This is a genomic window from Pseudohalocynthiibacter aestuariivivens, assembly GCF_018457175.1.
In the GTDB taxonomy this organism is placed as follows: Bacteria; Pseudomonadota; Alphaproteobacteria; order Rhodobacterales; family Rhodobacteraceae; genus Pseudohalocynthiibacter; species Pseudohalocynthiibacter aestuariivivens.
Genome location: NZ_JAGFNU010000001.1, coordinates 444,643 through 459,545, shown reverse-complemented (window position 1 = coordinate 459,545; position 14,903 = coordinate 444,643). Strand labels below are relative to the sequence as shown.

General features: G+C 52.2%; 16 protein-coding genes. 11 read left to right on the top strand and 5 right to left on the bottom strand.

Annotation, left to right across the window (positions count from 1 at the left end):
- Positions 1–169: 169 nt before the first annotated feature.
- Entirely contained in the window at positions 170–583 is a 414-nt protein-coding gene (locus tag J4E70_RS02325; protein WP_343229441.1) for a GFA family protein, read from the top strand.
- Between the two features lie 53 nt (positions 584–636).
- On the opposite strand, the gene J4E70_RS02320 is transcribed toward J4E70_RS02325, so the two are convergent.
- Positions 637–1,074, bottom strand: coding sequence for a hypothetical protein (locus J4E70_RS02320; protein WP_213887439.1), 438 nt, complete (start codon positions 1,072–1,074; stop codon positions 637–639).
- A gap of 319 nt (positions 1,075–1,393) precedes the next feature.
- Between J4E70_RS02320 and xdhA the strand changes: the two genes are divergently transcribed.
- Genes xdhA through J4E70_RS02280 form a run of 8 tightly spaced genes read left to right on the top strand, consistent with a single transcriptional unit; the run spans position 1,394 to position 11,435 of the window.
- Positions 1,394–2,773: a xanthine dehydrogenase small subunit gene (xdhA, locus tag J4E70_RS02315; protein WP_213887438.1), complete on the top strand. Its 1,380-nt coding sequence runs from the start codon at positions 1,394–1,396 to the stop codon at positions 2,771–2,773.
- Positions 2,770–5,115, top strand: coding sequence for a xanthine dehydrogenase molybdopterin binding subunit (gene xdhB / locus J4E70_RS02310; RefSeq protein ID WP_213887437.1), 2,346 nt, complete (start codon positions 2,770–2,772; stop codon positions 5,113–5,115). The genes xdhA and xdhB overlap by 4 nt, the downstream gene beginning before the upstream one ends.
- A complete protein-coding gene (gene xdhC / locus J4E70_RS02305) occupies positions 5,112–6,056 on the top strand; it encodes a xanthine dehydrogenase accessory protein XdhC (protein WP_213887436.1) in 945 nt (314 codons plus the stop codon). The genes xdhB and xdhC overlap by 4 nt, the downstream gene beginning before the upstream one ends.
- Positions 6,053–7,579, top strand: coding sequence for an ABC transporter ATP-binding protein (locus J4E70_RS02300; protein WP_343229438.1), 1,527 nt, complete (start codon positions 6,053–6,055; stop codon positions 7,577–7,579). Before xdhC ends, J4E70_RS02300 begins: the two co-directional genes overlap by 4 nt.
- Positions 7,572–8,654, top strand: a complete 1,083-nt coding sequence (locus tag J4E70_RS02295) for an ABC transporter permease (RefSeq protein WP_213887435.1) — start codon at positions 7,572–7,574, stop codon at positions 8,652–8,654. The genes J4E70_RS02300 and J4E70_RS02295 overlap by 8 nt, the downstream gene beginning before the upstream one ends.
- Positions 8,654–9,586: an ABC transporter permease gene (locus J4E70_RS02290; RefSeq protein ID WP_213887434.1), complete on the top strand. Its 933-nt coding sequence runs from the start codon at positions 8,654–8,656 to the stop codon at positions 9,584–9,586. Before J4E70_RS02295 ends, J4E70_RS02290 begins: the two co-directional genes overlap by 1 nt.
- 21 nt (positions 9,587–9,607) lie before the next feature.
- Positions 9,608–10,375 carry an ion transporter gene (locus J4E70_RS02285; RefSeq protein WP_213887433.1) on the top strand — a complete coding sequence of 256 codons (768 nt, stop codon included), beginning with the start codon at positions 9,608–9,610 and terminating at the stop codon, positions 10,373–10,375.
- Positions 10,362–11,435, top strand: coding sequence for a BMP family ABC transporter substrate-binding protein (locus J4E70_RS02280; RefSeq protein WP_213887432.1), 1,074 nt, complete (start codon positions 10,362–10,364; stop codon positions 11,433–11,435). Before J4E70_RS02285 ends, J4E70_RS02280 begins: the two co-directional genes overlap by 14 nt.
- 75 nt (positions 11,436–11,510) lie before the next feature.
- Here the strand turns inward: J4E70_RS02280 and J4E70_RS02275 are convergent, their stop codons facing one another.
- The 4 genes from J4E70_RS02275 to J4E70_RS02260 all read right to left on the bottom strand — a co-directional run bounded on the left by J4E70_RS02275 (position 11,511) and on the right by J4E70_RS02260 (position 12,866).
- Entirely contained in the window at positions 11,511–11,726 is a 216-nt protein-coding gene (locus J4E70_RS02275) for a hypothetical protein (protein ID WP_213887431.1), read from the bottom strand.
- A 42-nt stretch (positions 11,727–11,768) separates the two neighbouring features.
- Entirely contained in the window at positions 11,769–11,975 is a 207-nt protein-coding gene (locus J4E70_RS02270; RefSeq protein WP_213887430.1) for a hypothetical protein, read from the bottom strand.
- Positions 11,976–12,212: 237 nt separating this feature from the next.
- Positions 12,213–12,419 carry a hypothetical protein gene (locus J4E70_RS02265; protein ID WP_213887429.1) on the bottom strand — a complete coding sequence of 69 codons (207 nt, stop codon included), beginning with the start codon at positions 12,417–12,419 and terminating at the stop codon, positions 12,213–12,215.
- A gap of 207 nt (positions 12,420–12,626) precedes the next feature.
- Complete coding sequence (locus tag J4E70_RS02260) at positions 12,627–12,866, bottom strand: hypothetical protein (protein ID WP_213887428.1); 240 nt, start codon at positions 12,864–12,866, stop codon at positions 12,627–12,629.
- A gap of 260 nt (positions 12,867–13,126) precedes the next feature.
- Here J4E70_RS02260 and J4E70_RS02255 point away from each other — a divergent pair, with 260 nt between their 5' ends.
- Together J4E70_RS02255 and J4E70_RS02250 are read left to right on the top strand one after the other, a co-directional pair.
- Complete coding sequence (locus tag J4E70_RS02255; protein WP_213887427.1) at positions 13,127–14,194, top strand: AI-2E family transporter; 1,068 nt, start codon at positions 13,127–13,129, stop codon at positions 14,192–14,194.
- A gap of 3 nt (positions 14,195–14,197) precedes the next feature.
- Positions 14,198–14,881, top strand: coding sequence for a P-loop NTPase family protein (locus tag J4E70_RS02250; protein WP_213887426.1), 684 nt, complete (start codon positions 14,198–14,200; stop codon positions 14,879–14,881).
- The last annotated feature ends 22 nt before the right edge of the window (positions 14,882–14,903 follow it).

The following is a 14,903-nucleotide window of genomic DNA, read 5'->3' as shown; positions in this document are numbered from 1 at the left end:
ACCAGATAAACTGCGTGCTGCAACGAAATAAAGAGAGACAGCAATATGGTAAAGTCCGCTCTGCGGGAGTTGGTGTAAAACCCTTTCCCCAAAAGTGTCGCCAGTGTCCATTATCGATACGCATTTGAATGCGACCCGAGCCATTCGCGCCTTGAAACTTGCAATATTTATGAGGAGATCAAAGATGTGCGGTCGTTGTTTGTGTGGAGCCACCAGGTTCGAAGTCGACCCACCTGTCCAAACTTGCGTCAACTGCCATTGTGAAAGTTGCCGAAGGCAGTGCTCTGCGCCAATGACAACCTATATTGGCGTGCTAGACACTCAATGGCGATGGACCAGCGAAGCACCCAAAGTCTATAAATCATCTCCGGGTGTCGAAAGAACCTTCTGCGAAAACTGCGGCACGCCGCTTTCGTTTCGATCAGAAAAAATGTCGGGTGTCATGCACCTCTATGTAGCCGCAATGGACGAACCAGAGAAATTTGAACCAACGCTCCACGTTGCCTACGAGGAAAAGCTTCCTTGGTTGAAACTTGCTGATAATCTACCAACGTGTATCGGGCCAGATTACACCAGAGGTTAATCACGTCCTGAACTACAGCTTTCGCACCCTACTAACGCCGAGCCAAACCCGCTTCAACGAAGCCAGATTGTTCCATTCCGACAAAGCAACTGACAGTCGTCAGCGTCAGCACCGATATCTTCGAAATTCAGAATGTCGTCTGCGCGGCCACCCGTGAACCGGGGGTCATCGCATTCATTGTCCCGCGCCCATTCTGAGCTGTTGTCGCCAAAATTGATCATCGCACATTCGGAAACATTTGATTGCTCTTTCGTGCGGTTTAGCCGGATCTGGCCCAGATTAAACAGCTTCTGACAATCTGATGCGTCATGCATTATATTCTCTTCGCTCGTGGATGTTGCCACGCCCCAGCCAACAAACCGTGGGTCATCACATTCGGAATCAAGAGCGTAATCACCATTGTCATCGCCAAATTTAATGCTCTGCGCAGACGCCGCAGAGACGTTTAAAAGACTTGCTGAAAAAAGTGCTAAGAAAAAAATACGTGCCATGACGGGTCTCCTGTTTGCCTGCCGATGCTTGTTTTAGGTCCATAAACCAATAGTTAAGATAGCCTATTGCCAAGCGGCCATTTTGAAAACTTTAAACTTTGTTTGCACATATATTTTCCAGTAAAATCACAAAATCTATCGATTAGATTGAAAATCTTGAAACTCTTTTTCGCCTCAGCAGCGATTCATTTCTTGCCACAAGACGATTTTGCAGCTTTCCTGAAAGCACAATAGGGAAGGCGCCACTGGCTTTACGTCGCATCGGGCCAGCGCAAAGAGGGTAACATCCCTCCAAACAGAAAGCGACATTGGAAAACTCATGAGCCAGATTGCGTTTCTCTTGAATGGGGATTCTGTCTGTCTGACCAACGCGTCGCCGACACGCACACTTCTTGACTGGTTACGCGAAGATAAAGGCATGACTGGAACAAAGGAAGGCTGCAACGAAGGCGATTGCGGGGCCTGCACTGTCATGGTCAGCGACGAAACTGGTGTGCGGGCAATGAACGCCTGTATCCTGTTTCTGCCGCAGTTGAACGGCAAATCTGTTCGTACGGTTGAGGGCCTGAGTGGACCGGATGGTGAACTACACCCTGTGCAACAGGCCATGGTAGACCATCACGGGTCCCAATGCGGGTTCTGCACGCCAGGTTTTGTGATGTCGATGGCCACAGCACATTTGAATGGCGCTACCGACTATGATGATCAGCTTGCTGGCAACCTCTGCCGCTGCACCGGGTATGCGCCGATTGTTCAGGCTGCAAAAACAGCCGCGAGCGAACCCGTACCGGTTTGGCTTTCTGGCGCTCCAGACACGCCGATTGCCGAGCCGATCGAAAGCGACACTCTGGCATTGCCACGCACTGCAGACGAGTTGGCCCAGTGGTATGAGGCACATCCAGACGCAACTCTGATTGGTGGCGCAACGGACGTCGGGCTTTGGGTTACCAAGCAATTGCGCGATCTTGGCCCGGTTGCTTTTTTGAATGGTGTTCAAGATCTGAAAGATACTTCAGTTTCCGACGAAGACATTCACATAGGCGCCGGGGTTACCATCACCGATCTTGGTACACTAATGTCGGAACACCACCCGTCATTTGCCGAGATGATCCGCCGCTATGGCTCCACTCAGGTGCGTAATGCGGCAACTATAGGGGGTAATATTGCCAACGGTTCCCCAATTGGGGACGGCCCACCCGCCTTGATCGCGCTTGGTGCCACGCTTTATCTGCGCAAGGGAGACAGGCGGCGCAGCCTGTCGCTTGAGGACTTCTTTATAGACTATGGCAAACAAGACCGCGAACCCGGAGAGTTTGTTGAAGCAATCAGCATTCCACGCCAGCCCGATCATCTTCGGTGTTACAAAATCTCAAAACGCTTTGATCAGGATATTTCTGCGGTCTGCGGATGTTTTAACATTATGATCGAACACGATCAGGTTACGGCCGTCCGGATCGCCTTTGGTGGTATGGCCGGAATACCAAAGCGCGCCTCGCATGTTGAAGCCGCACTTATTGGCCAGCCTTGGACAGCAGAAACAATTGCAGCGGCCCGCCCGGCCTTCACCAAAGATTTCACTCCATTAAGTGATATGCGCGCTTCTGCGACGTATCGGCTTCAATCTGCGCAAAACCTTCTGGATCGCTTTTTTGCCGAGACCGAAGGCACTGCGACAAATGTTCTGGAGGTCCGCGCATGAGTGTTGCAACATCCCTCCCTCATGACGCAGCACGCCTGCATGTCACTGGTCAGGCCCGCTATGTAGATGACATTCCGACACCTGCGAACTGCCTGCATCTGGCATTTGGCCTGAGCGAAATTGCGCATGGCGAATTTACAGCAATCGATCTTGCGGCGGTTCGCGCTGCAAACGGCGTTGTTGCCGTTCTGACAGCCGAGGATTTACCAGCCGCAAATGACGTGTCGCCATCTGTCCATGACGAGCCATTGTTGTCCGACGGACCGGTGCACTATGTCGGCCAACCGATATTCATGGTCGTTGCGAATAGTCACCTTGCCGCGCGCAAGGCTGCGAAGCTCGGCAAAATCAAGTACATCGAAAAACCTGCGATTTTTTCAATCGAAGAAGCGCTTGCCGCGAACAGCCGTTTTGAGGACGGGCCGCGCATCTATAGCAAAGGGGACGCAGAGGCCGCGCTGGCAAAAGCACCTCATGTGATTGAAGGTACGCTCGAAATGGGCGGACAAGAGCATTTTTACCTTGAGGGGCAAGCCGCCCTCGCGCTGCCGCTCGAAGGCGGGGACATGCTGGTGCATTCCTCAACGCAGCACCCAACTGAAATTCAGCACAAAGTGGCCGAGGCGATTGGCCAGCCGATGCATTCTGTGCGGGTAGAAATCCGGCGCATGGGCGGCGGCTTTGGTGGCAAGGAAAGTCAGGGTAATGCGCTGGCCGTCGGCTGTGCGGTTGCCGCGCGACTTACAAACCGCCCGTGCAAAATGCGTTATGACCGGGATGATGACATGGTCATCACCGGGAAACGCCATGATTTTCGCATCACATATAAAGTTGGTTTTGATGACAACGGCCAGATTGAGGGCATCACCTTTAATCAGATGACGCGTTGTGGTTGGGCGTTGGATTTATCCTTACCTGTCGCTGACCGGGCAATGCTTCATGCCGACAATGCCTATCATCTGCCAAATGCGCGGATCGAAAGCCACCGTTTACGTACCAACATGCAATCCGCCACGGCCTATCGTGGATTTGGCGGGCCGCAGGGCGTTCTTGGTATAGAGCGTGTGATGGACCACATAGCAGCACATCTGAAAGCCGATCCCTTTGCCGTACGCTCCGTCAACTTTTACAGCGATGCGCATGGTGCAAGCACCGGAGCCTCCGGCGGGGATACTTCCGGAATGGAGAAAACAGCAGAAAAACAAACAACGCCCTATCATCAACCGATTGAAGATTGTGTTATCAACGCCTTGGCGAAAAAACTGGCCGAAACATCCGAATACCAAAAGCGGCGTGCAGCAATTGTGAAGTGGAATGCTGCGAATCCGGTACTGAAAAAGGGTATAGCACTCACCCCGGTCAAATTTGGCATCAGCTTCACGTTGACCCATCTTAATCAGGCAGGTGCATTGGTGCATGTCTATCAGGATGGCTCGGTCCATATGAACCATGGTGGCACTGAAATGGGCCAGGGTTTGTTTCAGAAGGTGGCACAGGTCGCGGCCAGCCGGTTTGGTGTCAGCCTTGAAAAGATCAAGATCACGGCAACCGATACCGCGAAAGTTCCGAATACCTCGGCGACGGCAGCGTCTTCCGGATCTGATCTGAACGGAATGGCTGTAAAGGCCGCGTGTGACACGATCCGGGAAAGAATGGCTGAGTTTTTAGCAGAGCGTCATCAGGCATCTGCCTCTGATGTTGTCTTCGCAGATGACAAAGTATTGGTTGGCAGCGAAAGCTACAGCTTTGAAGAGGTTGCGAAACTTGCCTATGAAAACCGCGTCAGCCTGTCTGCAACAGGGTTTTATAAGACACCTGAAATTAAGTGGGACAGGATTGCCGGTCGTGGGCGGCCATTCTTTTATTTTGCTTACGGCGCCGCTGTTTCCGAGGTAGTGATTGACACCTTGACCGGGGAAAACCGCATTTTACGCACTGACATTCTGCATGATGCCGGCGCTTCGCTTAACCCGGCGCTGGATATTGGGCAGGTTGAAGGCGGCTTTGTGCAGGGTGCAGGCTGGCTCACAACCGAAGAATTGGTCTGGGATGACAAGGGCCAGCTTCGGACACACGCGCCTTCGACTTATAAGATTCCTGCCTGTTCGGACCGTCCGGACGTGTTTAACGTTTCGCTGTTTGATACACCGAACCGGGAAGATACGATCTATCGGTCAAAAGCTGTTGGCGAGCCTCCTTTTATGCATGGAATTTCTGTTCTTATGGCGCTTTCGGATGCAATCGCTGCCTGCGGTGACGGCTCTGAATATGTGTCACTTGATGCACCCGCAACAGCAGAACATGTGCTGGCAGCAGTTGCAAGACAACGAGGTGCGGCATGAGCATAGATCGCGCCAAACTCTCAGCAACGCTTGCTGAACATGGGCCTGTTATCCGTGTTGTTGTGCTCAGCACACGTGGCTCCGCCCCTCGTGAAGCCGGGGCAGCAATGCTGGTCTGGGAAACGGGCCAGTCTGGCACCATAGGCGGTGGCGCGTTGGAATATGACGCAACATCGGAAGCGCGCAGAATGTTGGGCGACCAATCGATCACGCTGGTGCAGACAAAACCGCTGGGCCCAGCGCTCGGTCAATGCTGCGGCGGGTCGGTGACGCTTCTTCTGGAAAGATTTGCATCTGAAGACCTGCCCGATCGCGGTGGTGTTGAAGGTGTCTTCATGCGCCCGGTCAAACCAGACGCGGCTTCGGTTGTACCCGCGACGTTGCTTCGCTCGGCTAGTGAAGCCGCAGACGCCCCGATGTACACGGATGGTTGGGTTGCAGAAACCATTTCACCACGTCCCATACCTGTCTGGATTTACGGGGCCGGCCACGTTGGCCGTGCGCTTGCGTCGGTTCTGGCACCGCTATCGCCATACACTGTTACGCTGATAGACACATGTCCTGAAAAATTTCCTGAATCTTTGCCTGATGGTGTGGTGCCGGTTATCGCCGCCAATCCCGCTTCGCTAAGTTCCTACGCACCCCCGGATGCGCATCATTTGGTCATGACATATAGCCATGCTCTGGATTTGGAGCTTTGCCATAGCCTTCTGTCTCGTCCCTTCGCAAGCCTTGGTCTCATCGGTTCCGCCACCAAATGGGCGCGCTTTAAAAAGCGCCTTGCTTCACTGGGTCATACCAAGACACAGATCAACCGCATCACCTGCCCGATTGGTGATCCCGCGCTTGGCAAAGAACCACAAGCCATTGCCATCAGTGTTGCACAAACCTTTTTGCAAATGCGCACGCAACTCGACACACCCAAGGAGATCGCATCGTGACCCAAACCGCCCCCATATTGTTGACGGTTGACGGGCTGACCAAAGCCTATCCCGGCGTCGTCGCCAACAGCGATGTTTCCTTCACAATTGCCGAAGGCGAAGTGCACGCCTTGCTTGGCGAGAATGGTGCCGGAAAATCAACGCTCGTAAAAATGATTTACGGTCTTGTGCGCCCGGATTCTGGCAGCATGACACTTCGCGGTGCACCATATGAGCCATCCGAGCCACGCGCAGCCCGCGCAGACGGGGTTGCGATGGTGTTCCAACATTTTTCGTTGTTTGATGCACTTAATGTTGCCGAAAACATTGCTCTTGGAATGGAGAATCCACCTCCACAAAGCCAGTTGGCTGCCCGTATTCGCGACGTAAGTGAGACTTATGGTTTGCCGCTTGATCCGGCTGCTATCGTGGGAAACCTTTCGGCGGGTGAACGTCAGCGGGTGGAAATCATTCGTTGTCTTTTACAGGACCCGAAACTTTTGATCATGGACGAGCCAACCAGCGTCCTGACCCCTCAAGAAGTAGAAATCCTGTTCGAAACCCTGCGCAAACTCTCTGCAGAAGGAACTGCAATTCTTTATATTTCTCATAAGCTTGAAGAAATCCGTAACCTGTGTGACAGCGCAACCGTTTTGCGGCTTGGGAAAGTTGTTGGCACGTGTAACCCACGTGAGAAAACAGCGACTGAGCTTGCAGAAATGATGGTTGGCCAGATTCTTCACGTCCCGGTGCGTGCACCGCGCGACGTTGGTGATGTAGTGCTGGAAGTCAAAAACCTGTCCGCTGAGTCCCCCAACGCCTTTGGTACGTCCCTGAAAAATGTGAGTTTCACAGTCCGTGCTGGTGAAGTGCTGGGCATCTGCGGCGTTGCCGGGAATGGGCAGGATGAACTACTCGCCGCCCTGTCAGGCGAGGTTCGCGCGGATGCAGGTGCCGTTTTAGTCAACGGAACACCAGTTGGCGCGCTGGGTCCAAATGAACGCAGACACCTTGCAATACTTGCAGCGCCCGAAGAACGGCTTGGCCACGCAGCAGCGCCTGACATGAGCCTTACAGAAAACGCGCTGCTGACAGGTGCAATTCGCGAAAAACTGACAAACCACGGATTCCTGAAATGGCCCGCGATCCGCGCATTCGCGGAAAAGGTAATTGAGGAATTTGATGTACGCACACCCGGAGCAGGCAATGCGGCCAGATCTTTGTCTGGTGGGAATTTGCAGAAATTTGTGGTTGGTCGCGAGGTCCTGCAACGCCCGGACGTGTTGGTTGTGAACCAACCGACCTGGGGTGTTGACGCTTCTGCCGCAGCTGCGATCCGCCAGTCGCTGCTCGACCTGACGGCCGAAGGCGCTGCAGTTATCGTGATCAGTCAGGATTTGGATGAACTTATGGAAATATCAGACAGCTTTGCTGCATTGAACGAAGGCCGCCTGACAGAGCCGCGTCCTGCGCTCGGACTGACAATTAACGAGATCGGCCTGATGATGGGCGGCGCACACGGTATGGAGGTTGCCCATGTTTAGGCTTGAGAAACGCCCACAACCTTCGCAGTTTTGGACGCTGCTTACCCCCATCATTGCCGTTGTCGCGACGATGATCGCAGGTGGTCTTTTGTTTGCGCTGCTGGGCAAAGCCCCGATCGAGGCGATCCGGACAATTTTCTGGGACCCGCTGTTCAGTGAATTTGCGTGGTACTATCGCCCACAGATACTAATTAAGGCCGCACCACTGATCCTGATTGGCATAGGCTTGTCTTTAGGTTTTCGGGCAGGAGTCTGGAACATCGGAGCTGAAGGGCAGTTTATTCTAGGTGCAATTTTCGGAGCCGGTGCCGGGCTTGCGTTTTATCCAGCCGATTACTGGTTTATCTTCCCGCTAATGGTCATTGCCGGTGCTTTTGGCGGCATGCTGTGGGCGCTAATCCCAGCATTGTTGAAGACCCGCTTTGGCACCAACGAAATTCTTGTTTCACTGATGTTGGTCTATGTGGCCGAACACATCCTGTCCTCTGTCTCTTTTGGTTTGCTGAAAAATCCGGAAGGTCACGGCTTTCCGGGGTCACGCAACCTTCAGCAGTATGAAGCAGCATCAAACGCAGAAATTATTGCTGGCACGGGCATCCACTGGGGCGTGATCGCAGCGCTGCTTGCTGTGATTGCCGCATATGTTTTGCTGAACCGTCACATCATTGGGTACCAGATCCGGCTAACGGGTCAGGCGCCACGCGCGGCCCGCTTCGCAGGGGTACGCCCAAACCTTCTGATCATATTTTGTATGGGACTTTCAGGTGCGCTTGCAGGTGTCGCAGGGATGTTTGAGGTCGCAGGCCCGATGGGCCAGATCAGTGTCGATTTCAATCAGGGCCTCGGCTTTACTGCAATCATTGTGGCTTTCTTGGGCCGATTGCACCCGGTTGGCATATTGTTTGCCGGCATGCTTCTTGCGCTGACGTCTGTTGGTGGCGATATCGCCCAATCAAACCTTGGCCTGCCTGCGGCGTCTATCAAGGCGTTTCAGGGCATGCTTCTTTTCTTCATTCTCGCGAGCGATGTTCTGTCGAACTTCCGCGTTCGCATTGGCACAGCGGAGACCGCGTAATGGATCTTTCAACAATTAATCCCGTCGTTCTGATCGCTACATTGATGGTAGCGGCGACACCGATCCTGCTTGCCGCTACGGGCGAACTGGTTGCCGAAAAATCCGGCGTATTGAACCTTGGTGTGGAAGGAATGATGATCACAGGCGCGATCTGTGGTTTTGCTGTTGCCGTTGAAACAGGTAGCCCGTTTTTTGGTTTCATTGCGGCCGCTATCGGGGGTGCCTTGCTATCACTGATATTTGGTGTGTTGACGCAAATTTTGTTAGCCAACCAGGTTGCAACCGGACTAGCGCTAACCTTGTTCGGGTTGGGCCTGTCAGCGCTTCTTGGGCAAAGCTACGCGGGGATCAAACCGCCTTCGACGTTCAAGCTGGATATGCCACTGATCTCTGACATTCCTGTTCTTGGTCCGATTTTGTTTAACCATGACCTGATGGTCTACGTCTCAATCGGTCTGGTTGCCCTCGTATGGGCTGCATTGAAGTATAGCCGCATCGGCCTGGTCGTGCGCGCCGTTGGTGAAAACCACGAAGCTGCACACGCGCTGGGTTACAAAGTGGTCCGCATCCGCCTTCTTGCAATCATGTTTGGCGGGGCCTGTGCTGGCCTTGGCGGGGCATATCTTAGCCTGATCCGTGTACCGCAATGGACCGAAGGCATGACCGCAGGTGCAGGCTGGATCGCTCTTGCGATTGTGGTTTTCGGCAGTTGGAAACCATGGCGCGTACTGCTGGGTGCCTACCTTTTCGGCGGCGTGACAGGTTTGCAGCTAAACTTGCAGGTCGCAGGTGCAGATATTCCTGTCGAATACTTGTCCATGGCGCCTTATCTGATAACCATAATCGTGCTGGTCATAATGTCAGCCGATAAATCGCGTGCAGCGTTGTCTGCGCCAGCGTCGCTCGGCAAAGTGTTTCATGCGACCAGCTGAGGAATTAAAAAAGGACGCAGGGTGAGGCGCCACGCAATAGTAGAACTGCTCGACGGAACGCACGAGCGCTGGGGAAACAACGTCGCTCTGGCGCTACATTCGCTGATTGTGCTTTCTGCTATCGCGATCGCGCTGGAAACCGTGAATGGTCTACCACCGATTTTCACAAGGCTTCTCTATGACTTTGAAGTCTTCATCTTGTTGGTCTTCGTTGCTGAATATGTCTTGCGTCTGACCTGCTCGAAGCATCCGGTCAAATATGCGTTTAGTTTCTGGGGTATCATCGATCTGATGTCCTGCCTGCCTGCGATCGCGCTGTTGCAACCCCAATGGCAGGTTGTTCGCACGATACGGTTAATCCGGCTTGTAAGGTTGTTGAAACTGTTTCGCACATCAGTTGCATTAGATCGTCTTGGTCGTGCTTTAACGCTGGTGAAAGGAGAACTGATCGTCTTTGGCGTTCTATCAGCCCTCATGCTTTATGTTAGTGCGGTTGGTATCTACTTGTTTGAACACGATGCTCAGCCCGATGCGTTTTCGTCAATACCGCAAAGCCTATGGTGGGCCGTCGCCTCTTTTACGACTGTGGGTTACGGTGATCTTTTTCCGATCACGACCGGCGGCCGTATATTTACAAGTTTCGTCCTGTTTATCGGGCTGGGAATTGTTGCCGTTCCCTCAGCCATCATCACAGCGGCACTTTTAGAAACTCAAAACACCGTGAAACCACGAAAAAACAAACGTAATACTGAAATAACCAAAAAGGAAGACCCGAATGAAACCTCTTAAATCGATACTTACCTGTGCCGCTGTGGCGCTTGGTCTGGCTGCAACTACCGCCGCTGCCGAGCCTGCGAAAGTTGGCTTTGTTTATGTTGGCCCTGTCGGCGACTTTGGTTGGTCGTACGAACATGATCAGGGGCGGCTTGCCGTCGAAGAACACTTTGGCGATGCTGTCGAAACAACTTTTGTCGAAAGTGTGCCCGAAGGTGCGGATGCTGAACGGGTACTTACCCAGATGGCCTTGTCCGGTCATGATCTGATCTTCACGACATCATTTGGATATATGGATCCAACAATTAACGTTGCTGCAAAATTTCCGAATGTGCACTTTGAACACGCGACCGGTTACAAAAATGCAGATAACGTTTCGACCTATTCAGCCCGGTTCTACGAAGGCCGCGCTGTTATCGGAACAATCGCGGGCCGGATGACAGAATCCAACAAAGTTGGCTATATTGCTTCATTCCCAATTCCTGAAGTTATCCGCGGCATAAACTCTGCCTATATTCACGCAAAGAAGGTGAACCCGGATGTAGAGTTCAAAATAGTCTGGGTTTACACATGGTTTGATCCGTCGAAAGAGGCTGATGCGGCCACCGCGCTTATTGAACAGGGTGTTGACGTGATCATGCAACATACCGATTCACCGGCCGCGATGACGATTGCTGAAGAACGAGGCATCATGGCCTTTGGTCAGGCATCTGACATGCTCCAGTTTGGGCCGACAGCACGACTTTCCTCTATCATCGACAACTGGGAACCCTACTACATCGCGCGAGTTCAGGCGCAAATTGATGGCACATGGGAGTCCGTTAGCACATGGGACGGAATTGCCCCTGGTATGGTAAAAATCGGCGCATTCTCTGATCGGATCCCAGCGGACATACAGGCAGAGGCGCAGGCGTTGGCTGACTCTATCGCAGCGGGCGACTACCACCCCTTCACCGGACCGTTAAACAAACAGGACGGCTCTGTCTGGCTTGCAGATGGCGAAGTTGCCGATGACGGAACGCTCGCAGGAATGAATTTTTACGTTGAAGGTATTGAAGGCGACGTACCGAACTGATCCTGATACCATCGAAAAAAAGGCCCCCGGTTTCGGGGGCCTTTTATTTTGTAGTGTAACTTTAAATTAAATAGTTTAGCGCCCGGTTGGTTCGCCAAACACATTGCTGCGATCAGCAGAGCTGTTTGTGCTTGAAACCGTAACACCAGCCCAATCGGCCGATGCGTTGATTGCTTCAATGCGGCTCTGCTTTGCCGCTGCAATAAGCAGGTTAAACTCTGCTGCATCCTCTGCCAAAACGGGGGCGGCTAGCGAGAAGACGAGAGCAGTCGAGAGAGCGATACGTTTCATAGTGTGCTCCTTATTGAATTTACCCGGCATTTTCCGAGAATATTAACGTCCGACAGGCTCGTGATGGACATTACTGCGCGCGTTTGAGCCGCTTGTGCTTGAAACTGACATAGTTGTCACTTTCGTTGATGCAGAAGCAGCTGTTTTTTGCGATGATTGCAGCAAAATATTGAACTGAGCTGCGTCCTCGGCAACGGCTGGTACTACAAATGAAAGGGCTAGAGCGGTTGTAAGAGCGATGCGTTTCATAACGTACTCCTTAGAGTTGGGTTGGTATTTGGTTAGGACTTTGACGTCCCGTGGAATTCAGATGGGATTAAAGCGTTCTCACTACAACGCACAGGTGCGTGAGCATTGCGTGGCATCGGTGTTTTTCCGCACACAAAATTGTGAGCGCCATTCCCCATCACTTACTTTGGAGGAGAGAAAAGGGCCCTCAATCCGGGGACCCTTCGCTCGTAAATTTACCAATAATTAAAAGGTAAGTTACCGACCAACAGGCTCGTGAAAGACATTACTGTGTGCATTCACGTTGCCTGAGCTGGAGACTGACATTGCTGCGTGGTTCGTCTGAACGACTTTTTCAGTTTTTTCAGCAGATGCGATCAGAAGGTTAAACTCAGCTGCATCTTCTGCCAAAGCCGGCGCTGCAAAGGAGAGGACAAGAGCGGTGCTCAATGTGATACGTTTCATGGTGTGTTCCTTAAGTTGAATTTCGTATTTGTCTGGGTCAGTTGCGTCCCATGATCTGGAATTGGTGGTAGCGGCTCCCAACTTCAATGCACAGTTTTGTGATATTTTTTACATTTACGTGCGTTTATGCACATCTCGCTGTGCGCGCTAAAGTTTGAGTTTTGAGCCACCGCGCTAAGAAAGATTTATGCATTCAGGCTACCTTTCTTATTCGACATGCTGTTTGAAAAAATCCGCAGGTTTGTATCCCTGCAGGCTCTCGAAATAGAGGCTTTGGGCCGTGATCCCATCTGAGGCAGAAACAGAAGTGCCAGCAAAATTATAGGATTGCTCCTGTGTGCCCTTTGATGCAGCAACGATCAAAAGGTTAAACTCTGCTGCGTCCTCAGCAAACGTGGGGGCTGCAAGCGAAAGAACGAAAGCACTTGTCAGGACAATGCGTTTCATAGCGTGTTCCTTTAGGTTAATTTTAAATTTTGATTGGGAGGTTTTGTTTCCCGTGCGATGGATTTGGGGCGGCAATGCGCCGAAAACAATGCACAGATACGTGAACATTGCGTCTTTTCAGTGCATCTGCGCACGAAGGAAGCTGTGAAAATGCACCGAAGCTACGCCAGCAACTTGACATCACTTAGATACGAACCGTCGACACACTTGCATCACTAAGCGTCTTGGGCGAAGACAAGGTGTGTCTTATGAGGTGAACTATGGGCCTGCCCGTACAACAACAATTAAAATACTGGGGCATATCAGCAGCGGTATTCCTGATCTTACTATGGTACCTAGGAAACGTTATTTTGCCTTTCGTTCTGGGCGGGGCAATTGCCTATTTTCTGGATCCGGTCGCTGATCGTCTCGAAGCAGCGGGATGTTCGCGTGTACTTGCAACAACAATCATAACGGTCTGTGCACTGTTGGTCTTTATTCTGATGGCCCTGTTGATCATTCCAACGCTTGTTCAACAGGCAATCGCATTGGTCAACACGGCACCCAGATTGTTTACAGATTTGCAAGAGTTCCTCACCGAAAAGGTCCCGTCCCTGATGGACGCGGATTCAACATTACGCCGATCCCTTGTTGGACTTGGCGAGACCATACAGGCGCGCGGTGGCGCGTTTTTGAACGGGATCATTAGTTCCGCTCTCAGCCTGATCAACGTTGTTGTACTGCTTATTATCGTTCCGGTTGTCGCCTTCTACCTGCTGCTGGACTGGGATCGCATGGTCACCAGGATTGACTCTCTTTTACCCCGCGATCACGCACCTGTTATTCGCCAGCTAGCATCTGAAATAGACCAAACACTTGCGTCTTTCATTCGTGGTCAAGGTACGGTCTGCCTGATTTTAGGGACCTTTTATGCCGGTGCGCTTATGTTCGTTGGTCTGCAATACGGGCTTGTCGCCGGATTTATTGCCGGTCTGCTGACCTTCATCCCTTATGTCGGTGCTTTGGTTGGCGGTGCTCTTGCACTCGGGCTTGGCGTTTTTCAGTTTTGGGGTGACTGGTGGTCGCTTGCGGCTGTGGGAGGAATATTTGCCTTTGGTCAAGTAATTGAAGGGAATGTACTGACACCAAAGCTTGTCGGGTCAAGTGTTGGCCTGCACCCGGTTTGGCTGATTTTTGCATTGTCTGCTTTCGGTACGCTGTTCGGCTTTGTCGGGATGCTCGTCGCGGTTCCGGTTGCTGCCTCAATTGGCGTTGTGACCCGCTTTGCCGTTACGCGCTATCACGGCAGCCGTTTGTATCGCGGCCTTAGCGATTCAGACGAAACCTAACCTATGCCAGTTCAATTGACCTTTGATCTGCCAGCCAAATCAGCGCAGGAACGCGAAGACTTTTTTGTGTCAGCAGCAAATACCGTTGCTGTTGAAACCTTGGAAAACTGGCGCAACTGGCCAGGGCAGAAGATGGCACTTATCGGGGCGGAAGGGTCTGGCAAGACACATCTCTCGCACGTCTGGGCAAAAGAAGCTGGCGCTCACATCCTTCGCGCCCGCGAACTCGGTGATATTGACATCAGCACATCGGCAAATAATCACGTCGCCGTAGAGGACGTTTGCCAGATCGCGGGCAACAGTGATGCCGAACAAATCTTGTTCCACCTTCATAATCTGGTTCTTGCGAATGGGCATAGTTTGTTGCTTACGGCTCAAACAGCTCCGGCAAAGTGGACACTTTCTTTACCCGATCTTGAAAGCCGCATGCAAGGCACCCCTGTTGTAACCCTTGAAGAGCCTGACGACGCGCTGCTTTGCGCGGTTATGATAAAACTATTTTCCGACCGGCAAATCGATGTACCGCCAAATTTGTTACCCTATTTGCTACGCCGAATGGACCGCAGTTTTTCCACTGCCAAGGAAATTGTAGACACTCTTGATAAAGCTGCGCTTAGCAGGGGGTGTGCCGTCAGCCGCGCGCTGGCAGCAAGCGTGCTGGACAATGACACCCGCAACAGCGCATAAAGTCATCTGAAAGTCACAAATT